Annotated in this window: 28 protein-coding genes and 1 tRNA gene; 20 read left to right on the top strand and 9 right to left on the bottom strand. The window is 59.0% G+C overall.

What is annotated here, in order from left to right:
• The first annotated feature begins 103 nt into the window (after positions 1 to 103).
• Complete coding sequence (locus tag NXC24_RS13010; RefSeq protein ID WP_104823675.1) at positions 104 to 442, top strand: hypothetical protein; 339 nt, start codon at positions 104 to 106, stop codon at positions 440 to 442.
• Between the two features lie 126 nt (positions 443 to 568).
• Here NXC24_RS13010 and NXC24_RS13005 read toward each other — a convergent pair whose 3' ends face one another.
• On the bottom strand, positions 569 to 1,309 hold the full coding sequence (locus NXC24_RS13005) for an SIMPL domain-containing protein (RefSeq protein WP_104823674.1): 741 nt from the start codon (positions 1,307 to 1,309) through the stop codon (positions 569 to 571).
• A 165-nt stretch (positions 1,310 to 1,474) separates the two neighbouring features.
• On the opposite strand from NXC24_RS13005, the gene NXC24_RS13000 reads away from it, so the two are divergent.
• Positions 1,475 to 1,550 (top strand) — tRNA-Ile (locus NXC24_RS13000).
• 1,232 nt (positions 1,551 to 2,782) lie between these two features.
• Here NXC24_RS13000 and NXC24_RS12985 read toward each other — a convergent pair.
• The 3 genes from NXC24_RS12985 to NXC24_RS12975 all read right to left on the bottom strand — a co-directional run bounded on the left by NXC24_RS12985 (position 2,783) and on the right by NXC24_RS12975 (position 5,120).
• On the bottom strand, positions 2,783 to 3,688 hold the full coding sequence (locus NXC24_RS12985; protein WP_104823671.1) for an MBL fold metallo-hydrolase: 906 nt from the start codon (positions 3,686 to 3,688) through the stop codon (positions 2,783 to 2,785).
• Between the two features lie 128 nt (positions 3,689 to 3,816).
• Positions 3,817 to 4,425, bottom strand: a complete 609-nt coding sequence (locus tag NXC24_RS12980) for an NAD(P)-dependent oxidoreductase (RefSeq protein WP_104823670.1) — start codon at positions 4,423 to 4,425, stop codon at positions 3,817 to 3,819.
• Positions 4,426 to 4,451: 26 nt separating this feature from the next.
• Positions 4,452 to 5,120, bottom strand: coding sequence for a DsbA family protein (locus NXC24_RS12975; protein ID WP_104823669.1), 669 nt, complete (start codon positions 5,118 to 5,120; stop codon positions 4,452 to 4,454).
• Between NXC24_RS12975 and NXC24_RS12970 the strand changes: the two genes are divergently transcribed.
• The 5 genes from NXC24_RS12970 to NXC24_RS12940 all read left to right on the top strand — a co-directional run bounded on the left by NXC24_RS12970 (position 5,107) and on the right by NXC24_RS12940 (position 10,766).
• Positions 5,107 to 6,123, top strand: a complete 1,017-nt coding sequence (locus NXC24_RS12970) for a LysR family transcriptional regulator (protein ID WP_245463861.1) — start codon at positions 5,107 to 5,109, stop codon at positions 6,121 to 6,123. The two genes, NXC24_RS12975 and NXC24_RS12970, sit on opposite strands and share 14 nt — an antisense overlap.
• An 851-nt stretch (positions 6,124 to 6,974) precedes the next feature.
• Positions 6,975 to 8,582, top strand: a complete 1,608-nt coding sequence (locus tag NXC24_RS35690; RefSeq protein WP_245463859.1) for an alpha/beta hydrolase — start codon at positions 6,975 to 6,977, stop codon at positions 8,580 to 8,582.
• Between the two features lie 178 nt (positions 8,583 to 8,760).
• Entirely contained in the window at positions 8,761 to 9,600 is an 840-nt protein-coding gene (locus NXC24_RS12950; protein WP_104823665.1) for an alpha/beta hydrolase, read from the top strand.
• An 84-nt stretch (positions 9,601 to 9,684) separates the two neighbouring features.
• A complete protein-coding gene (locus NXC24_RS12945; protein ID WP_104823664.1) occupies positions 9,685 to 10,083 on the top strand; it encodes a hypothetical protein in 399 nt (132 codons plus the stop codon).
• A gap of 212 nt (positions 10,084 to 10,295) precedes the next feature.
• Positions 10,296 to 10,766, top strand: a complete 471-nt coding sequence (locus NXC24_RS12940) for an MEKHLA domain-containing protein (protein ID WP_104823663.1) — start codon at positions 10,296 to 10,298, stop codon at positions 10,764 to 10,766.
• Between the two features lie 18 nt (positions 10,767 to 10,784).
• Here NXC24_RS12940 and NXC24_RS12935 read toward each other — a convergent pair whose 3' ends face one another.
• From NXC24_RS12935 to NXC24_RS12925, 3 genes are all read right to left on the bottom strand, one after another.
• The gene (locus tag NXC24_RS12935; protein ID WP_245463857.1) at positions 10,785 to 11,198 is read right to left on the bottom strand and encodes a hypothetical protein; all 414 of its coding nucleotides are present in this window, start codon (positions 11,196 to 11,198) and stop codon (positions 10,785 to 10,787) included.
• A 2-nt stretch (positions 11,199 to 11,200) separates the two neighbouring features.
• Positions 11,201 to 11,533 carry a hypothetical protein gene (locus NXC24_RS12930; protein WP_245463856.1) on the bottom strand — a complete coding sequence of 111 codons (333 nt, stop codon included), beginning with the start codon at positions 11,531 to 11,533 and terminating at the stop codon, positions 11,201 to 11,203.
• A gap of 290 nt (positions 11,534 to 11,823) precedes the next feature.
• Positions 11,824 to 12,615 carry a LexA family transcriptional regulator gene (locus tag NXC24_RS12925; RefSeq protein ID WP_104823660.1) on the bottom strand — a complete coding sequence of 264 codons (792 nt, stop codon included), beginning with the start codon at positions 12,613 to 12,615 and terminating at the stop codon, positions 11,824 to 11,826.
• A gap of 159 nt (positions 12,616 to 12,774) precedes the next feature.
• On the opposite strand from NXC24_RS12925, the gene NXC24_RS36245 reads away from it, so the two are divergent.
• The 5 genes from NXC24_RS36245 to NXC24_RS12900 all read left to right on the top strand — a co-directional run bounded on the left by NXC24_RS36245 (position 12,775) and on the right by NXC24_RS12900 (position 14,720).
• Positions 12,775 to 12,981 carry a hypothetical protein gene (locus tag NXC24_RS36245; protein ID WP_104823659.1) on the top strand — a complete coding sequence of 69 codons (207 nt, stop codon included), beginning with the start codon at positions 12,775 to 12,777 and terminating at the stop codon, positions 12,979 to 12,981.
• A complete protein-coding gene (locus tag NXC24_RS12915; protein WP_104823658.1) occupies positions 12,978 to 13,226 on the top strand; it encodes a hypothetical protein in 249 nt (82 codons plus the stop codon). The genes NXC24_RS36245 and NXC24_RS12915 overlap by 4 nt, the downstream gene beginning before the upstream one ends.
• An 88-nt stretch (positions 13,227 to 13,314) precedes the next feature.
• A complete protein-coding gene (locus NXC24_RS12910; RefSeq protein ID WP_104823657.1) occupies positions 13,315 to 13,605 on the top strand; it encodes a hypothetical protein in 291 nt (96 codons plus the stop codon).
• A gap of 52 nt (positions 13,606 to 13,657) precedes the next feature.
• Positions 13,658 to 14,080 carry a hypothetical protein gene (locus tag NXC24_RS12905; RefSeq protein ID WP_245463854.1) on the top strand — a complete coding sequence of 141 codons (423 nt, stop codon included), beginning with the start codon at positions 13,658 to 13,660 and terminating at the stop codon, positions 14,078 to 14,080.
• On the top strand, positions 14,055 to 14,720 hold the full coding sequence (locus NXC24_RS12900) for a DUF6362 family protein (RefSeq protein ID WP_104823656.1): 666 nt from the start codon (positions 14,055 to 14,057) through the stop codon (positions 14,718 to 14,720). Before NXC24_RS12905 ends, NXC24_RS12900 begins: the two co-directional genes overlap by 26 nt.
• A 54-nt stretch (positions 14,721 to 14,774) precedes the next feature.
• Here NXC24_RS12900 and NXC24_RS12895 read toward each other — a convergent pair whose 3' ends face one another.
• Together NXC24_RS12895 and NXC24_RS35105 are read right to left on the bottom strand one after the other, a co-directional pair.
• Positions 14,775 to 15,464 (bottom strand): 50S ribosomal protein L11 methyltransferase, encoded by a 690-nt coding sequence (locus NXC24_RS12895; RefSeq protein WP_245463986.1) that lies wholly within the window; start codon positions 15,462 to 15,464, stop codon positions 14,775 to 14,777.
• Positions 15,465 to 15,614: 150 nt separating this feature from the next.
• The gene (locus NXC24_RS35105; protein ID WP_158704478.1) at positions 15,615 to 15,815 is read right to left on the bottom strand and encodes a hypothetical protein; all 201 of its coding nucleotides are present in this window, start codon (positions 15,813 to 15,815) and stop codon (positions 15,615 to 15,617) included.
• Between NXC24_RS35105 and NXC24_RS12890 the strand changes: the two genes are divergently transcribed.
• The 8 genes from NXC24_RS12890 to NXC24_RS12855 all read left to right on the top strand — a co-directional run bounded on the left by NXC24_RS12890 (position 15,814) and on the right by NXC24_RS12855 (position 22,625).
• Entirely contained in the window at positions 15,814 to 16,161 is a 348-nt protein-coding gene (locus NXC24_RS12890; protein WP_104823654.1) for a hypothetical protein, read from the top strand. The genes NXC24_RS35105 and NXC24_RS12890 overlap by 2 nt on opposite strands.
• Positions 16,118 to 17,602: a phage terminase large subunit gene (terL, locus tag NXC24_RS12885; RefSeq protein WP_199773477.1), complete on the top strand. Its 1,485-nt coding sequence runs from the start codon at positions 16,118 to 16,120 to the stop codon at positions 17,600 to 17,602. Before NXC24_RS12890 ends, terL begins: the two co-directional genes overlap by 44 nt.
• 50 nt (positions 17,603 to 17,652) lie before the next feature.
• A complete protein-coding gene (locus NXC24_RS12880; RefSeq protein ID WP_104823653.1) occupies positions 17,653 to 19,020 on the top strand; it encodes a phage portal protein in 1,368 nt (455 codons plus the stop codon).
• A 94-nt stretch (positions 19,021 to 19,114) separates the two neighbouring features.
• Positions 19,115 to 20,230, top strand: coding sequence for a DUF2213 domain-containing protein (locus tag NXC24_RS12875; protein ID WP_104823652.1), 1,116 nt, complete (start codon positions 19,115 to 19,117; stop codon positions 20,228 to 20,230).
• A 27-nt stretch (positions 20,231 to 20,257) separates the two neighbouring features.
• The gene (locus NXC24_RS12870) at positions 20,258 to 20,728 is read left to right on the top strand and encodes a DUF2190 family protein (protein ID WP_104823651.1); all 471 of its coding nucleotides are present in this window, start codon (positions 20,258 to 20,260) and stop codon (positions 20,726 to 20,728) included.
• A gap of 3 nt (positions 20,729 to 20,731) precedes the next feature.
• Positions 20,732 to 21,700 carry a DUF2184 domain-containing protein gene (locus NXC24_RS12865; protein ID WP_104823650.1) on the top strand — a complete coding sequence of 323 codons (969 nt, stop codon included), beginning with the start codon at positions 20,732 to 20,734 and terminating at the stop codon, positions 21,698 to 21,700.
• A 71-nt stretch (positions 21,701 to 21,771) separates the two neighbouring features.
• Entirely contained in the window at positions 21,772 to 22,269 is a 498-nt protein-coding gene (locus NXC24_RS12860; protein ID WP_104823649.1) for a DnaT-like ssDNA-binding protein, read from the top strand.
• The gene (locus NXC24_RS12855) at positions 22,269 to 22,625 is read left to right on the top strand and encodes a hypothetical protein (RefSeq protein ID WP_104823648.1); all 357 of its coding nucleotides are present in this window, start codon (positions 22,269 to 22,271) and stop codon (positions 22,623 to 22,625) included. The genes NXC24_RS12860 and NXC24_RS12855 overlap by 1 nt, the downstream gene beginning before the upstream one ends.
• The last annotated feature ends 238 nt before the right edge of the window (positions 22,626 to 22,863 follow it).

Here is a 22,863-nt window from a genome sequence, read left to right as displayed (position 1 = left end):
GTTGATTCTGGACTTGTTCAGTATCGCGCCGTTACTCCCGAGGCATTCGCATCAGGAGATGCGGTAAGCACATGAGAGAAGCCTTTCGCTCCATGGAGGACAGATGAGAGCATTACTGGCAAAGTTGGGGATCGCAGCCGCGATCACCGTTACTGCGCTGTCGGGCACCGCGGAATATGCTTCCGCCCAGGGCGTCGACATTTATATTGGCCCGGGCCGGCATCGGCCGCCACCGCCGGATTACGATATCCCGCCGCCGCGCTACGAACGTCGTGGCTGTGATCCGCGCGAGGCCATGGATGTTGCTCGCGGCTACGGCCTGCACCGCGCTCGCGTGGTCGACGTGACGCCGCGCCGCGTTATCGTCGATGGTTTCGGCCGCCGTGGTCCGGATACGATGATGTTTGCCAATGTTCGCGGTTGCCCGTTGATCGGCCGCTAATATCATCTGCGGACGCGCATTGCGTCCGATGGCCACCGCTTGCCGCTTTCGCTTTATGGCGGGGGCCATGAACCGCCCTTTGCTCGGTCCTACCGGACTTGAGCGAAGGGCGGTTTTGTTTTGTGGCTATTGCTGGATCGCGTAGGTGATGCTGACCGAGGCGTTATAGGTGTTTTCGCCGCTCGCCACCGGTACCGCCTTGTCGGCAGCCATGGCCATGGATTGACGCATATATGGCTGCGGCGGCGTGACGATGGCGCCCTCGTTGATCGAAATGACATGGCCAAGCTTGACGCCCGCCGCATCGGTCAAGGTTTTTGCTTTTGCCGCAGCATCGGCGACGGCGTTCTTTCGGGCCTCTTCCAGCGCGGCATCCGGCTTGTCGTTGGTAAACTGAATATCGCCACCCTGGTTGATGCCGAGATTGACCGCCTGATCGAGGAGGACGCCGAGCTTGGAGAGATCCCGCACGCGCACCGTCAGCCCGTTGGTCACCTGATAGCCGGTGAGGGTCGGCGGCACCGGATGGCCATCTTTGTCGTTCTGATAGTCATATTGCGGCTGGATAGAAAAGCCGGACGTCTGAAGATCGCGCTCCGCAATGCCTCTGTCCTTTAGCGTCGCCAGCACCGCGCCCATCGCCTTATTGTTCTGATCGAGCGCGTCTTGCGCGGCTTTTGCCTGCTTGACGACCGAGAGCGTGACAACCGCCATATCCGGCGCGATTGCGGAATGTCCCTCTCCAGTGACCGTGATGATCGCCTCGCGCGGTTTTGCATCCTCGGCGAAACTATGGGTGGCGGGCACGAGAAGAGTCGCGCCGAGAAGAGTAGCAAAAACAAAATCTCTGGTTTTCATCTGTGGCATGGCTCATTCCTTGGTTGGTGTTTCCTTGGGATTCGCTTTTGCGGATTGATTGTGAAGGTATTGCGGCAGTCCCTTGTGGGAAAAGACGAATTGGGCTAGAGCCAAATCGGCTCCCGGGGAACCATTGCCCCGGCGCTGCGTGCACGCTGATTTTTTAGTCGTGCCGGGCCTGTAGCTCAATGGTTAGAGCCGGCGGCTCATAACCGCTTGGTTGGGGGTTCGAGTCCCTCCGGGCCCACCAATTTTTTGTATTCCAATAACTTAGCTGCTGGTTTTATGTACCAGTCCATGGGCAGCCACAATGCCGACGCCGATAGAGTCGGGTCCGCTTTCGCCCCATCGCGGACGGGTCGTGAGGGATATCAGTAAATTTAACGGCTGCGGCAACCGTTTCGAATAAGTTTTATAATATTAGCGGCGGCAGTTTAGGTTGCTCGGAACCCGAAACGATATTTGGACGACCTGCAGATGCGAGACCAACAACGACACGACGAAGCTTGGAAGGTCGAACGGCCATCGCGGGCACGTGCGGCGCTAAAATTTGTCAAAGAAAATAAATTGGTATCCTTGGTAACCGCAATGATTGTCTATGCGGCTGTTTTCGATAGCGGACATCGGCCTCTCCGCATGCAGGGGTTATATGACTTATTGGGTCCTACCGCCTTCGCTTGGGTCTCGCGCGCGATAGCCGCGCTATGGGTCCTCGCCGTCTACCTCCTGATGCGCGATAGATATAGAACCGATCGGCGCATAGAGCGCTTTGTCGACGCCAGAGCGATGTTGGAACCCGAGAGAAAAGTTTTAAAACCCGAGGAGCGGTGAGAACGCTACTGAGGCGGAAAAGTGGACGGCTGACAAATGATGATTAGCCAACGCCTCTCGTCTATTCTCGGTCCCAGCTTCGGCTGAAATGGAACGGTGAATAGTTTGTAGTTCGAATCTCATGCCTTCCCCCTCAAGCAGACTGGCGGCAAATCGAAGACGCTCCTCCATCGCCGACGTCTCTCTCCACAGCATCAACACCTCCCGCCAAAGCGGAAAGTGTTACCCATGTCTCCGATACAATACGTCACCTATCTCTCAGGTCGTGCATTCAACGATCATTGAAAAGATTGACTTATTTCGCGATAATTGGCCCACTTTTTTCCGACCACCGAATGCGGTGGGACAATCTTGTCCTGTTTCTGTTCCAGAACGAGGTGCTTGATGCCTGCCTCCGCGGGGCGCCTATGATTGGCTCTCGCCGTGTAGACTGTGGTCTACTGCTTTGTCGTCCGCGATGTCCTGGTGGCACTTTGACCAAGATCCTTCATGCAGTTTCGAAGGCTGCCGTCATAACGGGGACGGCAACTTCGCGCCATTGGTGGGCGTTCGGATGATCAGTGAATCTCGATAACGCGATGAAAGATCTTGTCCGCTTGCAATTATCTATGCGCATGGAAGGGCGCGGCGAATACGCCGCGCTCAGCCTCTTCAGTTTCCCCAGGTCATTTCGCCCTTCGCGACCTTCGCTCCAATTTCCAGCGAAATCGGTATCGCATCGTTCGGATAGAGCTTCTTCATCACCTCGATGAGTGCCTTGGAATCCTTGGCCTTCGCGGCTTCGGCCTCGAACGCGACGAGGTAGTCGCGGGTGTAGGTCACGCTGGAAGCATCAGTCGGCCACGCTTGAGTGGTGTGACCAGGCACGACGATCTTGGGGTGGCGGGCGAGGATGCCTTCAAGCGCGGCCTTCCATGCCGTGCGTTCTTCGGCAGTCGGCATGTCCGCGACCCAGGGGTACATGCCCCCGAACACCGTCACGCCCCCGAACACGGCGCTCAGCGAGGGAACCCAGATGTAGCGGCCACGGTCTTTGACGCCCGGCGCAGTGACGATTTCCAGCTTTTCGCCGTCGACCGACAGGGAGGTGATGTCGCTGACCTCAGGGAAGATGAGGTCCGCAACGGCCTTAGGACCATTATCACCCAGAACCGGCGACCATGCCTTAATCTTGCCTTCAGCCTTCTTGCGCATCAAGGCTACGGTATCAGCGGCAGCAAGAATGCGGGCGTCCGGAAACGCCTGGTGAACAGGTGCGAGGCCGAAGTAGTAGTCGGGATCGTTGGTCGTGATGTAGATCGTGGTCAGGCGCTTGCCGCTAGCCTTGATGGCATCCGCAACGGCCTTGCCGTCCGAGAAGCTGAAGCTCGAGTCGATAAGAACTGCTTCGCTCTTTCCGGTGATGAGAACCGGGGCGCGCAGAAAGCCGGCTTCGGTGGTCTTGAAAGCCTTCCACGACAGAGCAGGCTGCTCCTGCGCGGTTGCGAACGAGGCGATAGCGATCATTACAGCGGCGGCGGCCGCGATCGACTTGAGGGTATTGCGACGGTTGGGCATTGATTTAGTTCCTGATGGAGGTGGAAGAGAGATCCGGAGCCTACCAAGGAGGCAAGCGGATCCGGGCGCAGCCGCCACCCCATTGATGAGCGGCTGCGCTAAAGGCGAATGGTGCTGAAAACTGGCGGTTAGTAGCCGACGGTGAAGCGCTGCTTCACGTGCGTTGGTGCTTCGATTTCGTTGACGAGCGCGACGGCGAAGTCTTCAAACGAAATGCTGCTGCCGTTTTCGTTGGCCAGGAGCCGGTCCTTGCCGAGGCGGAAGTTACCTGTACGCTCGCCCGGCACGAAGGCAGCGGAGGGCGACAGGAAGGTCCAGTCGAGGCCGTCCTCGGCCTTGAGCTGTTTGAGATAGTCAACGCCACCCTGGGCTTCGGCCTTGTACATCGCCGGGAATTCGGGTGTGTTGACGAGAAGGACGCCCGGTGCGACTTCAAGGCTGCCGGCGCCGCCGACCACATAGTAGCGGCGAACGCCTGAGGCCTTGACGGCGCCGATCAGCTTGTCGGGATTGGCGGCGGAAAAATGGACCGAGCTGATGACGGCGTCATGTCCGGCCAGGACGTTTGCTAGAGCGTCCGGAACGTCAATGTCACCCGCCGCGGCGGTGACGTTCGGCAGGGTGTCGACCTTAGAGGGGTCGCGGGCGATGGCGGTAACGATATGGCCGCGTGAGGACAGTTCGGCGAGAATGCGAGAACCGGCTTGGCCGGAAGCGCCGATGAGTGCGATTTTCATGATGATCTTCCTTTTGGGTGTGGTTTTCAGGCTGCTACTGGCAGCCTGGAGAGTGCTGCGACGAGATGCTGCGGGCCGCGGTAGAGGGCTTCGCCGCTCAGAACGTGCGACGTCCCGTTGACGACTGCGACGAGCTGCGGAACGCCGCGAATGCCGAGGGTGTTCATCCGAACATGTGTTTCTTCCATTCGCTCCATAGTCCGCTCACGCAGATCCACATCATTCCGGAGTCGGTCGGCGAAAGCCTCGATCGCCAGTTCGGAGCCGTGGTCGGCGGCCACCCGGACGGCAACCTCGGTCACCTCGTCGATGCTGGATGTGTCGCGCCCCTCGACATACCGGGCGATCTGCACGGCATGTAGGAAGTGGGGTTCAAGGCGGGCATCCTGCTCGCCAAGAGCGGTCAGGGCCAGCGTTGCCGACCGGGAATCGAAGACGCCGTTCGGCGCCAGCAGGACGTTTTGGCGGTAGGCTTCCGAAAATGGCTGGCCCGTCAGGCTCTGGATACGCTGGTCGTTGCGCCAGGCATGGTCAGCGATGGACGAGATCGGCCGTCCGCCTACGAAAAGGCCGGAGGGCAGCATCTTGAGCTTGTCGCCGTATTTGTCGGCCAGGCCCGCCAGCGCCGGCGCACTTGCATAGCACCAGCCGCAGAGTGGGTCGAAGAAGTATTGAAGTTCGATGTCGGCGGTCACGTCGATCTCCTTTGTTGGGAGACAATGTAGTGTTGCAAAAATCAAAGATATACAGCACTATGCGATACAGAATGTTGCATGGATCGAGCAAATAATGGATCGCATCACCGCGGCGGTAGTCCTGTTGAAAACAGTCGAACGTGGCAGTGCGTCGGCTGCCGCTGAAGAACTCGGGATGTCGCGTGCGATGGCCTCGCGGTATATTGCGTCGATCGAGGAATGGTCGGGAACAAGGCTTCTTCATCGCACGACACGGCGGCTCAGTCTGACTTCAGCCGGCGAGCGCGTTCTGGAGCTGTGTAGGGAGATGGTTCGCGTCGCAGACGCCGTGACCGAGGTGGCGGTTCATTCCGATACTCCACATGGTCTTCTGAGAGTAACCGCCCCAAGTATCCTCGCTGAGGCGCAGCTCATACCTCACTTCTCGGAATTCGCGACAAGATATCCCAGAATCAAGATCGATCTGCAGATCTCGGACAGATCTGTCGACCTCGTTCAGGACCGTATCGATATTGCAATCCGTATCGCGAACCATCTCGATCCATCCCTGACGGCGAAACGTCTGGGGCATTGCCCATCGCGCCTGTATGCCTCCAAGGACTACCTGGCAGCGTGCGGCGAGCCTGCTTCACCGGAAAACCTAATAGCCCATCGGTGCCTGACCTATGCACATCTGGGTGGCTCAGAATGGGTGCTGAACAAGGACGAGGGTGAGGTTACAGTAGCTGTGTCAGGAGGGTTTCAGACGAACGACGCTCTGGCTTTGCAACGTGCCGCTCTTTCAGGTCTCGGCATCGCCATGCTGCCGTGCTTCGCGGCGGATGAAGAAGTCCGCGCCGGGAAACTCGCGGTCGTCCTGCCGGACTGGAAGCCGCGGTCTCTCGGCATTCATGCTCTCTACGTTTCCCGCAAGCATCTCCCGACGGCTGCGCGGGCTTTGATCGACTTCCTTTCCGAAAAGCTCGGCAGTTCCCCCCGTCTGGGATCGGCAATCACCTCGTAAGGTCCGGGGCGTCCGCCGCCTTCACACCAATAAAGGAATTGAGCAAACGTCGAACCAACCTTTTGCGCTTCATCAGGCCAAAGTCCGGATTTGATCGGGACTTAGGTCCGTGTTCAGAAGCAGCGCTCATGACGTATTAACATCCCAGTTGTGAGACACAGCCTTGCAAATGAGGGTGTGCAAATCGGGATGGGAAGAACACATGAAAATGATCGCAATCGCAGCACTGGCGTTTGCAACGGCGTTACCAGCGTCGCCGGCATTCTCTCAGATCTACTTTGAGTACGGGACCGGTCCTCGCTACTACGATGATCGGCCACCACCGCGATACTATCACCGGCCACGCTATGCATACGATGGCTACTATGACGGCCCGAGATATGACTATGGTCGCCGGTGCTGGACAGAAAAATACTACAGGTACAGCTATCACCATCGGGTGAAGCTATACAGGACCGTTTGCGACTAGCGCTCGACACCCCCGGGCGTACTGCATCACTGTGGGTGGGCAAATTTGCCTACCCACAGTGATCGACGATCATTGCGGCATATCACCTTGTCCTCCGGATGGCTTGCCTCATTGTGCAGTATCCTAAAGGCCCCCTACATGGGAACGGCAAAAGCCAAAATCCGAAGTAACAGGCGTAGTAGACGTTAAAAACGGGCCATATACTCCCTCATCATTTCGCCATTCATCCACCTTCTTGCATGGGTCAACGCAACGAAGGGTCGCTAGCCAAGCGAATGGGCCGATCACCCAAGGTGTTAGCCTCACGGTAACCGCAGCCGATTTCATCTTGGGCTACATTGCTTTAAGCTGTCGGCTGAACACTTCCGCGAGTCAGTGTGCCATGGTCGGCCAGCTAACCATCAAGCTATTGGGCGAACTCGAGGTCAAGCAGCAGGGAATACTTCTGTCTCTGCCGCAGTCGAAGAAAACCCGCGCTCTTCTTGCCTATTTGGCCGTCATTGGAAGACCCCAGCGTCGCGATCATCTTTGCAAGATGTTCTGGGAAGTTCCAGACGACCCTCGGGCTTCGTTGAGGTGGAGCCTCCATAAACTCAGGCCGATCGTGAATACTGACGGTCATGTGCGTTTGCATGCTGACCACAATTCCGTTCTCCTCAGCCCGCAGATGATCGACGTGGATTTCAAGCGCATGTCGTCTCTCCGACCTGCTGACGTCGACGCCTTGGATACGGAGACATTGGAGTTGCTTGCCACAACGTTTCGCGGCGAATTTCTTGAAGACCTCTGCCTGCCGCACTGCCCAAACTTTGAAGCGTGGCGGCTATGTCACCGGGATATGGCGCTTCGGTTGCACATGGCAATTCTGCGCGTCCTCCTTCGACGCCTTCAAGACAGTCCTGAGCGAGTAAACGTTTATTCTCTGGTGCTTGACCGTCTTACCAAAGAGATTGCCACTGTCGATCTCCCCGAGCAATGGTCGGAGCTTTCAGTCTCCGGGGCTGGGCTGGGCAAGGGGGCTCGCGATGCCCTTAACCAATCACCGCGACTTTCACGGCCTGGATCAGGTCTCGTCTCCCGGACTTTTGAAACGGATGTTCCGTCGCCACCGGTAACACCGAGCAAGAGATCGCAGGACATTCGCTTCTGCAAAACCGCAGACGGGGTAACAATTGCTTACGCGGTGTGTGGACAGGGATCGCCGATCGTGCGAGCCGCACATTGGATGTCGCATCTCCAGTATGATTGGGAAAGTCCGGTGTGGAGGCATTGGATCGATGCCCTTTCGGAGAAGGCGAAGCTGATACGCTATGACGAACGCGGCAATGGCCTTTCGGACTGGATTGCCGAGGATATTTCGTTTGCGGCGATGATTGCGGACCTGGAGAGTGTGGTCGACGCGGCAAGCCTCGACCGGTTCACGCTTCTGGGTGTATCGCAAAGCTGCGCCGTCTCCGTTGCCTATGCCGTCCGACACCCTGAACGGGTTTCGGGGCTCATCCTATATGGCGGATTTGTAAAAGGCTGGCGCAAGCGAGGTGACAGCCATGAGGTCGCCACGCATGAGGCGATGACCGCATTGATCCGGGAAGGGTGGGGCCAGAACAATCCGGTTTTTCGGCATCTGTTCACTGCGATGTTCATTCCAGGGGCAGACCACGTGCAAATGGATTGGTTTGACGAACTGCAGCGCATTTCTGTGTCGCCCAGCAACGCGGGTCGCCTGCACGAAGCATTCGGAGAGATCGACGTTTCGGATGCCCTGTCGCAGGTGACGATTCCGACCCTCGTCTTGCACGCAAGAAAAGATGCAGTCGTTCCCTTTCAGTCCGGAAGAGAGTTTGCAGCCGGCATCCCCGGGGCTCGATTTGTCGATCTCGACAGCGCCAATCACATTCTCCTCGCCGACGAACCCGCCTTTGAGCAGTTCGTTCGTGAAGTCACGCGCTTCGTCGCCGAAACAACGCAGCCTCGAGTTATCGCGCCTTGACGCGGACCTGACCGCCTTAGAGAAGCCATCAACTGAGCGGGATGTGCTCGCGCCTCGACTGCGGCGGCAATTTTCAACGATTGGCCCGGCACTTTCAACGGTTTCTCCTACATTCTTTCTCATGCGCGCGGAATAGAATGCCTGCTGCGGTTTTGGAGGATGACAAGGAGGCACGGCGATGAAGGTTCACACCGTAACTGGCGGCGCGGGATTGCGATTGCATGTTCGCGAGTGGGGAAGAGAAGACGCGCCGTCGATCCTCTTCATCCATGGGTGGTCACAGAACCATCTCTGCTGGAAAAACCAGTATGAAAGCACGCTTGCGGAGGATTTTCGTCTTGTGGCCCTGGACCTGCGCGGTCACGGCATGTCGGACGCTCCCCTTGAAGCGGAGTATTACAATGAACCGCAGCTTTGGGCAGACGATATCGCCGCCGTAATAGATCAACTGAACCTCGGCAAGCCGGTTCTTGTGGGCTGGTCCTATGCCGGCTTCATTATTTGCGACTATCTGCGCGCCCATGGAACTGCCCATGTTGCGGGCATCAACTTTGTGGGCGCGGCGACCACGCTAAACAAGGCGGCGCTCGGCACTTTGATTGGCCCGGGCTTCCTCGACCATGTCATTGGCGCCACGAGCGACGATTTGCCTGGGAACATCGCAGCGATCCGCAATTTCGTGCGCGCTTGCACTTATTCGCAGCTACCTTCCGAGATATTCGAAACGGCCATTTGCTGGAATATGACCGTGCCAGCGAAGGTCCGGGCTGCGTTGCTGGCCCGTGAGATCGATTCCGACGACGTACTGACAGCACTTGCTGTGCCTGTCCTTGTAACCCACGGCCAAGAGGACACTGTGGTCCTGCCGGCGATGGGGCGGCATCTTCTAGCATTGTGCCCGGGAGCGACCGCATCGTGGTATGCCGCAACAGGGCACGCACCTTTTCTGGAGAACCCTGGTCGGTTCAACAATGAGCTATACCGCTTTGCACATCACGGTGATCTTCGGAGTATCTAGCTATGTGAGCTCAAATTTTCGTACATCCTGGCAACCATCCTCAAGTTCGCGTGTTCTTTACACAGTCTCGAGGAGGACCAGGGAATGAAAACGATTCTATCTATCGCCGCGCTGACCCTATCGCTTTCTGCTGGCGTCAGTTTCGCCCAGCAAGCTCCGAATACAACGGCGCCGACGCCGCCGGCCCAACAGCCCACCCAGACAGAAACAGCGCCGCCGGCAAACTCGCCGCAACCACCAGCAATGGGCCTGCACCGACCTGATGACGATGCAATGCGAGGCGGTTGGCATAGGGGTTCAATGAACCGTCGTCCGTTCTTTTCCAAGGCGGCTCGTTTCCGCATCGAGAACGGCGATGTCAAAATAGACATCAAATGTGCCGAAGACGAACCCATGAAGGCATGTGCGGACGAGCTAAACCAAATTCTGGACAGGCTTGAGGGGCGGCGGTCCTCGTCGCGTTACGACGATGATGATCAATAGCCGAATGGGCGATCGGGATTGATTGTGGAAGGTTTTCCGATCCCGCTTTGGTCTAAATCATTGATTTTTGGTGGCTATGGCTTGCCCTCCCGGCACGCCACCTTTGAATTTATGCGCAGGACTAATTACAAGTGCCAGCGAGATGTTCTATTTGGTTTCCGGCATTTCCGGCCTTAAAGAAAAAACCGGAGATGCTCGCAGGAAAGATATCCATGGCCATTAGTTCAGAACGCAACAGCTCCGATTTGTCGGTTGATCGCGAGTTTTTCGATCTGCTCACCGGAAGTTATGCCCGTATCGTCGGAACGCCTCTTGTCGACGAGGGGCCCGGACCGAGTTGGCTCTATAACGATGCTCCGTTCGTGGTCGTCGCGCATAATACAGACGCCGATCCGCGCTTTATTTATGCCAACAAGGCTGGCCAGGCTTGTTTCGAATATCCCTGGGACGAATTCATCACTTTGCCGTCGCGTCTCTCGGCGGAGCTTCCGAACCGTGCCGAACGTCAGCAATTGTTGGATGCGGTTACACGCGACGGCTTTATCTCGGGTTATCGCGGGTTGCGGATCACGAAGTCGGGACGGCGCTTCTGGATGGAAGACGGCATCGTCTGGCAACTCATCGACCGCGACGGAAATCGGCGTGGGCAGGCGGCGACTTTTTCGAAGTGGAAAGACGTGTAGATCGGATCGGCCATAGCCTCAGTCTGTCGCAATCTGATGCTGGAGGATAATCACGCCACCGGCCCCCAATATCGTTTCCCGTTCGATTTCGCGAAATAAGTCGTAATCGGTCTCCTTAGACTGTTCATACTCGATGGCGAACAGCTCGGCGGCGTGGCGGCCGGCCGACGTCCTGTCGTTTTCGATCACGGCGGCAATGCGGCGGAACAGTTCGGCCTCAAAGCTGCCTATGCTGCTGATCGTGTTCGGCCGTACCAATCGCGATCCCCCATCCAGTTTGATCGCCGAGACGTAAAATTCGCCGTCATAACCATCTCCTGCCGATGTCAGTTCGGCGCGGCCGTAGAGCAGCAGGCCCGTTTCCCAACGGTCGCAGAGGCTTATGGCGAGTTCATCGAAGGAATATTCGCAGGAGAAAACTTCGCTGGGCATCATCACGCGGCCATTTGTGCAACCGACACGAGCGATGTGGTTGACAGGTGATGGATCTCTTCCATCAACATTGCCCGATCCCTGGCAATCGACATTCCGAATGGCCGGGCATCGATGCGCAGCAATTCCAGTCTCAGATTTGCAATTCGCTCGGCGCGGCTCTGGTCTTCGGTTTTGGTCGCATCGGTTGCTTGCTGGCGTGCCCATGTCCAAGCCGTCGAGAGTGCACGGGCGAACCATTGGCGCCTGGCGGCCGCGGTCGAAGGCCGGCGCAGCCGCGTGTCACGGCGATAAAGCGTCCAAGCGGTGGTCATGACTTCGGATCTTGCATGCATGGATGGCGTTTTCCCTTCTGCATCCGGCGGGCTGCATTCAGCCGATTGCCGATCCGGTTTCGCTGGCTTCACGCAAGATCTCTGGACTTGCGCGGGCTCATTCCGTCTCGGCCTACCGGCTCGTGAAAGGCAAACTTTCATATGGCACGATATGTGTCAACATATTTTGTGTCTATTGACTGCAAAAAACACGATAGATGTTTATGGCTTATCTAGGAATAAGCGTCCGGCTCCGCTTCTAGTTAGTCGGAAGCGGATGACTGATGGGGCAGGGGAGAATCGGTTACGACCTACTTCCTGGCAATATGTCCGCAGATGCGCCCGATGATCGTCAGCCGCGCCAATTCCACCGTAAAGGTTTCCAGTGCGGGATTGTCGGAGATGATCTTCACCTGGCTTGGCTGGGTGAAAGGAACGCGCTGGAGGCGTTTGATCTGCGGTTCGGAATAGCCGTCGCTGATGGCATAGACCGTATCGGTTGCCATCTGATTCTGCGAGAGATCAACGACGACGCGGTCGCCGGGCATGTAGGTGGGCTGCATGGAATCGCCGATCACTTCCATGATGATGGTGTGGTTCGGCGATGCCTTTGCCTCGTTGCGCAAATAGCCTGAGGGAATCAGCCATTCCGCCACGATCTTATGGCCGGCGACATTGCCTGCGCCGACCGGCAGATTGATAACCTCGCCGACAGTGCCGCTGCCGGCGCCGAGTTTGACGTCCACCTCCGGCGTCGCGCCTTCGATCTTCGGCTGCCAATGTTCCCGACTGTAACTGAGGTCATCGCCGCCTTCGGCAAATCCTTCATTGTATTGCTCATCGGGATCGAAGGAGGTGACCACCATGCGTGGTCCTGGCCGCTCCACCTTCCTTGGCCCTTCGCCCGTCAAAAGATAGCCGGCGGTGGTGCCGAACTTCTTGGCGTAGCGATCGGCGATCTCGGGGCCGAATTCGTTCTGGCCGTTTTCATGCGCTCGATAGGTCGAGAGGCCAATGCCGAGCGCCTCCGCCGCCTTCGTCGCCGAGGGATAGTTTGCGGCTTCGCGCGCCGCCTTTAGTCGTTCGCCCATGGATTTTTGCATGATCCAACACTCGCAAAATAATTAACATAAATAATGTTGACATCGACATTAATAACAACATATTTTGTGTCCATCAAGATGCCGGCGGTTAAATTCGCTGCAGGCCGAAGTGCTGAGGCGAACGGCGCCTAGCGGAGGATGGTTTTGGGGAGTGATCGGATGATCTCAATTAGGAGGGACACAAAGGTGGGTTCGAGCTCACGCTATTTCGACTTCTTCTGGGGTTGCCCTGGCTGTGGCCGGGCATTGTCGATCGCGGAGGTGATCGAGCGGCACTGTGAAACTTGCGACGAGCATGTCGAGCCAACGGAAATGTCTGATCCCGGTTCGGTCGGGAGCGAGCCGGCTACGGAGAAAGCGATATGAGCGAGATCATTCAGGGTTTTCTCGCCTGCGTCGGCGCTGCTCTTTTCTTCCTTTGTGTTCTTGCCGCTCTGGAGCCGATTGTTTCGTCTTCGAGGTCTGCTGGTCAGGATGATGCCAGCGGCGCGCCGGAGGGAGATCTGGTCCATTTTCGCATGATTGATGATGAGTTTCAGTCAGAGGCCAATCGAAGCGAGCTTCGAGGGCTTTGGTCACTCTGGTGGCGCTCCAGAATCCGCCCCCGATGACATGGCGCTGACAGCCTGCCGCTCGGCATTTGAACCACTTTCAAAACTTAATTCGAAGACCTGGTCTAGGCGACCAGAGGAGGTTTCCATGAATGAATTTCAAATCGGAACTGAAGCTGTTGCCGGCGGTCATCTCGGCTGGATCCGCAAGGTCCACCGCGCCACGAACGAGGTCCTCAAGGACAAGCGCGGCGAGCCCATAGTCTTCTCGACCGAGGATGCGGCAAAGGCGGCCGCTGGTGAGGCGATGGTTGCCTATCTCAACACGCCGATGCTGCGTGATGGCGCAAGGGTAGAGGCGATCTCAAAGGCGGAAGCCCTGTTCAAGCCGAAGCATCCTTTTGCCGACGCCGGAGCTGGAAACGGGAAGGTGGCATGACCGAGAGGTTGCCGTTGATTGCATTCATTTTTTCTTCCGGAAGGGAGGCGATATGCCCATGAGCAAAGGCAGGCTTGATATTCTTCTTGACGGCCTCGGCATCAAGCTCGTGCCCGTCCATCGCCGTCGCGCGCCGGCGCAAAGCCATGCGCGTGGCACCATGCAGGAAATTCGGGGGCAGCATGGCGATGGGCATCTGGTCTTCGTCTTGCGCTGTATTCGCCAGACCGGCAACAACCGCGATGAATTATGGTCGGACACGATCGGAGCCGTCTCCGACATCCTCGTTCAGCGCCAGGATTGGGCGTTGCAACGGCCTGGCGATCTGCTGGCCGCCTTCGATGATATCGCGCTTGGCACTTTGCGCGCTGACGCCGTGGCGCGACGGCCATGGCCGGTGCGCGCCACGCTTCGGATTTTGATCTATCGGGAATTGGAGAAGCGACTTGATGCACCACAACGCCTTGCAGTTTGACGATCTTTCCGACCGCGCCGCCGAGCTCGCCGATCTGAGCCTCATCGTTCGTGCCCGTTTCGTCGAGGCTGCCGACACGATGATCCATCTCGACGTGCGCGGTGTTCGCCCGGATCGGATGCGCACGCTTTGGCCGGAGGTTCTTCCTGAGCCCACTGACCACGCCGATATCCGCGTTCGCTATCGTCCAAATGCAGCGGCTATCAGCCGTGCCGAAGAAGTGCTGCAGGACTGGTTGCTGACCCATGTCAGAGGCGAGGAGCGTCGCATCCTGCTTTCGCGATGGTCGGTCTGCCTTGCTGCGCCCCACATTGTCGGCTCCTTCCGTGATTTCTGTGGGAGGACCGGCCGGGTGAGGCGAACAGCGGAACGGCGCATCCAGAGCGAATTTCAAAACGTCGCCAATGCGCTGCTTGCGATTTCGCCGTCATTGCAGGAGCCCGATTGGTCACGCATATCGCCGATGATGCCCAATTCGGCTGGCGGTATCGAGCGGGTGAAGACCCCGCCTGTAAAGCATGAGACGCATTGGCTGCCGGAAGATTCAAAGCCGGTATTCGATGCGGCGAGCCCGGAATTGGCGGCATTGGCGAAACGGCTGGAACGAGAGAATCGACGGCGTGCGAAAATAAGAGCTTAAATTCGCACTATCGGCCCTGGTCCAAACCCAAGGCTTTTGTCTAAGGATTACTGTTCAGCGCCCCGGCTTTGCTGGGGCGTTTTGTATTTCAAACGCAAAGACCCCGCTCGGCTTTGAGCCTGCACCGGTGGCACCAAAATCCGATACAACGTATTCAGCCAGCAATCGCAGCCGCGAATGCGGCAGATGGGCGCGCCAGGGATCGCCGATCAGCACTTCGATGCCTCGCGCCAGGCAACGGTCAAGAAATGCAGTGACGCGCTCGGCAAGCGCGGCCTCGTAGAAGAGATCGCCGACGCAGACAATGTCAGCCGCGGGAGGTTCTCCTTTCGTCAGATCGGTGAGAACAGTTAGAATTGTCACCCCATTGATGGTGGCATTCAGCCCTATCGCGGCGACGGCATAGGGGTCCACGTCGGCTGCGATCACCTCTGCCGCGCCCGCCTTTGCCGCTGCGATGCCGACGATGCCGGAGCCCGCGCCGAGATCGAGTACGCGCCGGCCCGCGACGGCGTCAGGCCGATCGAGAAGATACCGCGCCAGCACCAAGCCTCCACCCCAGTAATGTGCCCAATAAGGTGAACCAAACTCCTGATCCTGCTCGGCAAGCCGCCATAGGCCGCTTTGCGGGCCGGCCTTATGCAGGCTGATCTCTGGGATCGAAGGAACAGGCAAGATGGGGAGATTGGCATAGATGAAATTCCGCGCCACGCCGATCTTCGAATCCAATTCGCTCATAGGCATCGTGTGGACCTGCGAGAGATTTTGATCGGGCAGATGTCGATCTTGTTCGTTGGTCATTCGCTTTATCTGGCGCTGAAGCCATTTGAAGGGAAAATGGGAGCAGTCCTGCTCTGATCGTCGGACGACAGAGTGCGATATTTTAATGTGATTTCAAATGATTATCTGCGGCACCGTCAAAGATTTCGCAATCCTTGCCGCTGTTTCGTCGATCAAGGGTGTCGCCAACTGCGCCGAATTGGGGTATTGATTTTGGCATGATGAGAACAGTTGCAGCGACGCACTGTTGACCGCAAGCGGCTCATTATCAGCCGCTTGTTTCCTTTCAACGTTCCATCGGAAATTCCAAAGCATGTCCACTGCCGACAAGCCTGTCGTGCCGCGCAAGCCGCGTACACGCCGGCGAAAAACCGCGTCCGCCGGCGATACGCCGCTCGACTATATGCTGAAAGTCATGCGCGACGACGGGGCGGATCAGAAACGGCGGGATGAAATGGCGAAGATCGCCGCATCCTACGTTCATCAGAAACCGAGTGAACGCCAGAGTGGCGGGGCCAAGGGCGGCCAGAGTTTTACGATCGACTTAACCAATGCCACGGATGAGCAGCTTGCGACACTCGAGTCCCTCTTCGGTCCGCTTGCCGGATCCGGCGGCGATGATGGCCGCGATCCGCGAGGAGAGGACGAGACGGAAGGCTGAGGCGGAGCGGGCGGAAATCGCCCGGCAGATTGCTGCAGATGCGGAGGATATTCGGGCACGGTGTCAGTCGCTTGTCGGTTTCGTCCGTGAGGCCTGGCATGCGGTCGAGCCTTCCGTTGATTACGTTCACGGTTGGCATATCGACGCCATCTGCCGGCATCTCGAGGCGGTGACATCAGGCGAGATCACACGGCTGTTGATCAACGTGCCGCCTGGGACGATGAAGTCGCTGCTCTGCGGCGTCTTTTGGCCCGCCTGGGAATGGGGGCCGAAGAACATGCCGGAGATGCGCTATCTCGGCTCGTCCTACTCGGAACACTACGCCAAACGCGACAACAGGCGTATGCGCGATCTCGTCGCCTCGGAATGGTATCGGACCCTCTGGGGTGACCGGGTGAAGCTGACGCGAACGGGCGAGATGGCCTTTGCCAATACGCGCACCGGTTTTCGCCAGGGTGTGCCGTTTTCAAGGCTGACCGGTGGACGCGGCGACCGGGTGATCATCGACGATCCGCATTCGGTCGATGGCGCGGAATCCGAAGCGGAACGATTGTCGACAATCCGTACGTTCCGCGAATCCGTGCCGACGCGGCTCAACGATCCGCAGCGCTCGGCGATTGTCGTGATCATGCAGCGACTGCACGAGGCGGATGTCTCGGGCACGATCCTGGCGCTCGGGCTTGGTTACGAGCATCTGATGCTGCCTATGGAGTTCGAGCCGGAGCGTCGCTGCCAAACATCGATCGGTTTCGAAGATCCGCGAACGGAGGAGGGCGAGTTGCTCTTTCCCGAGCGGTTTCCGCGTGCGGTGGTCGAACGGGACAAGGTGCCGCTCGGCTCCTATGCTGTTGCCGGCCAGTTTCAGCAGCGGCCGTCGCCGCGCTCGGGCGGCTTGTTCCAGCGTGGCGATTTCGAAATCGTCGATGCGGTGCCGGCGGGTGCGAAGCGCTGCCGCGCCTGGGATTTTGCCGCCTCGAAGGACCGCCCCGGTCGCCAGCCGGATTGGACTGTCGGCCTACGCATGGCGCTAGCCAACGGCATTTTCTATGTCGAGGCTGTTGCACGGGGCCGCTGGTCGCCGGCGGAGGTCGAGCGCAACCTGAAGAACATGGCGACCCAGGATGGGCCGACGGTGACGATCCGCATGCCGCAGGATCCTGGTGCTGCCGGCAAAGCCGACGCGGAGACCAAGATCAAGCTGCTGGCCGGCTTTCCGATAAAAGTCTTGTCTATAACTGGTGACAAGGCGACGCGCGCCAAGCCGGCTTCCGCGCAGGCGGAGGCTGGAAATGTCAAATTGCTGCGCGGCGATTGGAATGAGGCGTTTCTCGATGAGGTCTGCGCATTTCCGAATGCGCAGTTCGACGATCAGGTGGATGCCTTTGCCGATGCGCTGAACGAGTTGGCATTGGGCTCTTCCTTCAGCTTCAAGAACTTCTAAGCCCTTCGGAACAAGGGCCTCTCCCTCACACAGATGCCAAAGGATAATCCATGGGACACGTACTCTCGATGGTTCGCGACGGGCTGATGAGCCTTGCGTCTCGCATGGGGACGGAGCGGGACAAGGCGGCATCGGTCTTCTATGCCCAGCCGATCCTGACCGACGAACAGATCATTGCCGCCTATCGCGGCTCTTGGCTGCCGCGCAAGATCGCCGATATCCCGGCCCTGGATAGTTGCCGCAAATGGCGCAACTGGCAGGCCGAGAGCGATCAGATCGGGGCGATCGAGGCCGAAGAGCGCCGGCTGAACCTGCGCGGCAAAGTGCTGGAAGCGTCTAAGAAGGGGCGGCTCTTCGGCGGTGCGGCTTTGTTCATCGGCAATGGTGATGCCGATCCGTCTCGGCCGCTCGATTTCGAGCGTATCGGCAAAGGCGGGCTGAAACATCTGACCGTATTGACGCGTCGTCAACTTGCCGCGGGCGAGATCGATCGCGACCCGGCGTCGGAATGGTATGGCAGGCCGAAACTCTACACGCTGACCGGCACAAACGGAGCGCAAGTCGTCATCCATCCGTCGCGGCTGGTGATCTTCAACGGCGCGATGGCGCCGGACGAGGATTTTGGCGGGACGCTGGGGCAGGCCGGTCACGGCTGGGGCGAAAGTGTGCTCACGGCGACCTTCGATGCCATCAAGAATGCCGACAGCACGGCGGCCAATATCGCCAGCCTCGTTTTCGAGGCGAAGATCGACATTATCAAGGTGCCGCAATTCTCCGCCAATATCGGCAATCAAGCCTACGAGGATGCTGTGCTGCGCCGCTATACGCTGGCCAACACCATCAAAGGCGTCAACGGAACGCTGATCCTCGACAGTGAGGAAGAGTACGACAGCAAGAGTGCGCCGCTGGCAGGACTGACGGACATCCTCATGGCCTTCATGCAGATCGTCTCCGGGGCCGCCGATATTCCGGTCACCCGATTGCTCGGCCAATCTCCCGCCGGCCTCAACGCCACCGGCGACAGTGACATGAGGAACTATCACGATCGCATCCAGGCAATTCAGGAACTTGACTTCACGCCCGCCATGTCGCGGCTGGACGAATGCCTCATTCGCTCCGCCACTGGCGCTCGCGATCCGGACGTCTATGCCACCTGGGCGCCGCTGGAGCAGATGAGCGAGAAGGAGAAGGCCGATATCTTCAAGACCAAGGCCGATGCGGCTCGGGCCTTGTTTGGCTCGTCTTCCGGCCAAGAAATCATCTCGCGGCAGGCCTTGTCGGAGGCACTGGTGAACACCTTCGTCGAAGACGGTTCATTGCCGGGGTTGGAAGCGGCGATCGGGGCATTTGGTGACGTAGATCAAATCGGCCTGCACGAAGGTGTCCCCGAGGAAACCACGCGTCAGAGCGAAGAATAAAGCCCGGCATTTGCCGCATCTGCAGCGAATACCGCCTCGTCATAGCGGCGGCACCATCCGCTAAAGTCGACTTCCGACCAAGGAACATCCAATCATGAATTTTACAGACACTGTCACCGTCGCCGGAACGCGACGGACTGCAGACGGCTATCTTGTGGCCGACGCCCGGATCGCTCGTACAGGCATTCAGAACTATCTCGGCGCGGAGATCGGCAGGCCGGAAATGCGCACCGTGCGGGTCTATCGGCCGGGGGCGGAAGTCTTTTCCGAAGATACGCTGAAGAGTGCCGCTCACCGGCCGGTGACAAATGAGCATCCGCCGGAAATGGTCACGTCGGCAAACTGGAAGACGTATTCCGTCGGCCAGACCGGCGATGAGATCGCCGGCGAGGGCATCTTCATTCGGGTGCCGCTGATGGTCAGCGACGAGGCGACCATTCAGGACATCGAGAGCGGCAAGCAGGAGCTATCCGCCGGCTATGTCTGCGATCTCGATTTCACTGCAGGCGTGACGCCTGCCGGCGAAGCCTATGACGCCGTCCAGAAGAATATTCGCATCAATCATATCGCCATTGTGCGCCGTGGCCGTGCGGGACCGAAAGTCCGCATCGGCGATGTTGCAGCACCGTGGGGCTGCGCTCCTCTCGCAGCCCCACGCTCCATTTCCGATGACCATCAAAATAAGGAAGGAACGATGCTCACGAAGACAGTTACCGTCGATGGGGTCGGGATCGAAGTCAGCGACCAGGCTGCCGAAATTATCGCGACATTGCAGCAACGGCTCGCCGACGCTGACGTCGCTTACCAGAAGGCGATCGCCGTTCGCGATGCAGAGCTGGATGCCATCAAGACAAGACTCCTGTCCGATGTCGAGATCGAGCGGCGAGCCGAGGCCCGCGCCGACCTCATCGGGCTCGCCAAGGCGATCACGGGCAATGTGAAAACAGCAGGTCTTTCCGATGCTGCGATCCGCAAAGCGGTCGTCGTCGCGAAGGTCGGCGAAGGGGCGGTTGAGGGGCGGTCGGAGGCTTATATCGACGCGCGCTTCGACATGCTGGCCGAGGCCGCTAGCGAGACACCGGATCTTTTTGCCGCGGCGGTCAAGGACGGCATTAACACAGAGCAGACGTCGATGGCTTCGGCGTTCACTGCCTATGCCGCCATGGTGCGCGACCTGCAGTCCGCCCACCTGCCGGCCAATCCCATTTAACCAGGTCAACGAAAAGGAGACGCTTCAATGGCGACTTATCAGACCACCTATGGAAACGCTCCTCAGAAGGGCCTGCACGGGCAGATCGCTTCGGAGGAAAAATCCAACAAGATCAGCCGCACGGTGGAAAATGCCGCCGGTATCAAGTTCGGCCAGCCTGCCCAACGCGGTCTCGCCGATCACGGCGTTACGCCCTATGCCGCCGGCGGCAAGTTTCTCGGCATCGCCGCGCTGACGCCGACCGTGCTGCCCAGCGCCACGCAGGTGGACGGTTATGCGCAGTTCATCACCGGCGCCTTTCTGACCTCGGGCCAGATGTATGTGCGAGCAGGCGGCACGGTCGCCGACGGCGACGCCGTCTACTACAACCCGGCCGCCAACGCCTATGTCAACGCGGCCGGCACCGGCATCGTCGGCCCCATTCCCGATTGTTTCTTCGACACGAGCGGCGGCAACGGCGATATCGTCGAAATCTCGCTCAAGCACAGGAGCGCCTAATCCATGAATCAATTCGTTCGACAGCATTTCGCCGACGCCCAGGCAGCCTATTCCTTCGTCATCGCGCAGGGCCGCAACATCGAGACGCGCATCTATCAGCGCCGCTATCCGACTTTCAATTACGGCCTGCATGTGCCTGTCGTTACTGAAGGCAACGAATGGGCAGCCGGTACGACCTTCTTCACGGTCGACAGCGCGGGCGAGGCGAAATTCCTCTCCGGCGCCGGCACGGACATGCCTTTCAACCAATCGACGCGCGACAGCGCCAGCCATGATTTCGCGATGGTCGGCTCCGGCTGGGAATGGAATCTGGAGGAGGTCAATCAGGCGGCGCTCTACAATCTCGATCTCAACGCCTCCAACGCCATCTTTGCCGCGGACAAGATCGAGCGTCTGCTGAATTCCGTCGCCATGATCGGCTCGGCGGAAAAGGGCTGGACCGGCTTCGTCAACGATCCCAATGTCTCGCGCGTCGATGTCGCCGCGGATGGCACGGGCTCATCGACCTTCTGGTCCGCCAAGACCGCCGATCAGATCCTGCGCGATGTCAACGATCTCATCGGCGGCGTGCGCGAAAGCACCGGCGAAGTCGAGTGGGTGGACAGTCTGCGCCTGCCGCCGGAAGCCTTCCGGCTGATTGCCACCAAGCGGCTTGCCGACGGCGACGGCTACATCACCGTGTTGGAATTCCTGCGCCAGGGCAACGTTTATACCGCCGAAACCGGCCAGCCGCTGGATATCCAGCCGCTGCGCGAGCTTGCGACCGCATCCCAGGATGGCGGCGGCCGCATGGTCGTCTATCGCCGCGATCCGGAAGTGCTGCGCTTCCACCTGCCGATGCCGCGGCGCGTGCTGCAGCCGCGTCAGAAATCGATCATGAGCTTCGAAACGGGGATCATCGCCCGCACCGGCGGCACGGAAGTCCGCCTGCCGGCCGCCATGGCCTATGGCGACGAGATCACGGCAGCCTGAGCCTGACTTCCCTCTCTCCGCCTTGGCGGGGAGAGGGCCCCGCGCCATCTTCCTTCACTGCCGGAGTTCTCATGTCCGCAGCTTTTTACGGCACGCTCGATGCTGCCAATACCTATTTTGCCGATCGGGGCAATGCGGCCTGGGCCGTAGCCGGCGAAGATGATCGCGCGGCGGCGCTGGTGCGCGGGTCGCAGGTCGTCGACGGCCTTTACGAGCCGCGTTTTCCCGGGCTTCGTGCCGGGGGCTATGACCAGGCTCTATCCTGGCCGCGCAGGGCGGCGGCGACGGCCAATGGCGAGGTCATTCCCGAGGATGCAGTGCCGTTGCCGATAACTTGTGCGGCCTATGAGGCGGCGGCTGCCGAACTCGCTGCCCCCGGTAGCTTGAGCCCCATGGTCACCGTTGCACAGACTGTCAGACGCGAAAAGGTGGGGCCGTTGGAGACGGAATATATCGCCGCCGGTTCCCTTGACGACACCGTTGCCGCTGCAAGGCCGGTGCTGACGATACTGGACGGTCTGCTTTATCCATTCCTGCGCCCGGTTCTGCCGGGCATTCTGGTGGTGTGATGACAGGTTTTGACTATGCCAAAACTCGTGCCACGGCCGAGCGGCTGATTGCCAAGTTCGGCCAGCAAGCTCAGCTTCGGCGTATCACCAGCACCGGCCCTGATTACGACCCGGCGCAGACGAGCCAAGACTTTGCCTGCATGCTGGTCGATCTCGACCATACGCAGGCGCATATCGGCGATACGCTGATCCAGCGTGGCGACCGGATGGTCTATCTCTCGACGGCGGGCCTTTCGATCGCGCCGACGCTTGCCGACAGGCTGGTGATTGCCGGCGTCGAGCATGCGATCGTCGATATCGCGCCCCTATCGCCGGGTGGGACCACCGTGCTCTGGCAGTTGCAGGTGCGGCAGTGAGCGCCTTTGCCCGCTTCGGGGCCGCGTTGGCTCTATGGCTGTTGGTGCGGTTGTTGTTGATTCTGGATCGGCTGTCGCTGCCGCAAAAGGTCGAGCCGTCATCGACGGCGAGGGCGGACGATACGCGCGGCATGTCCAGGGTTCGCGCACGCTACGGGACTTCGACCTTGCTGAACTTCGAGCGGTCGGCTCGCGGAGCGGACTCCTGACAGCGGCGGCCTTGCAATCATGTCAAAAG

The organism is Rhizobium sp. NXC24, assembly GCF_002944315.1.
Taxonomy (GTDB): Bacteria; Pseudomonadota; Alphaproteobacteria; order Rhizobiales; family Rhizobiaceae; genus Rhizobium.
The sequence above is the reverse complement of the archived record's forward strand: the minus strand, read 5'-3'. Positions and strand labels throughout refer to the sequence as shown.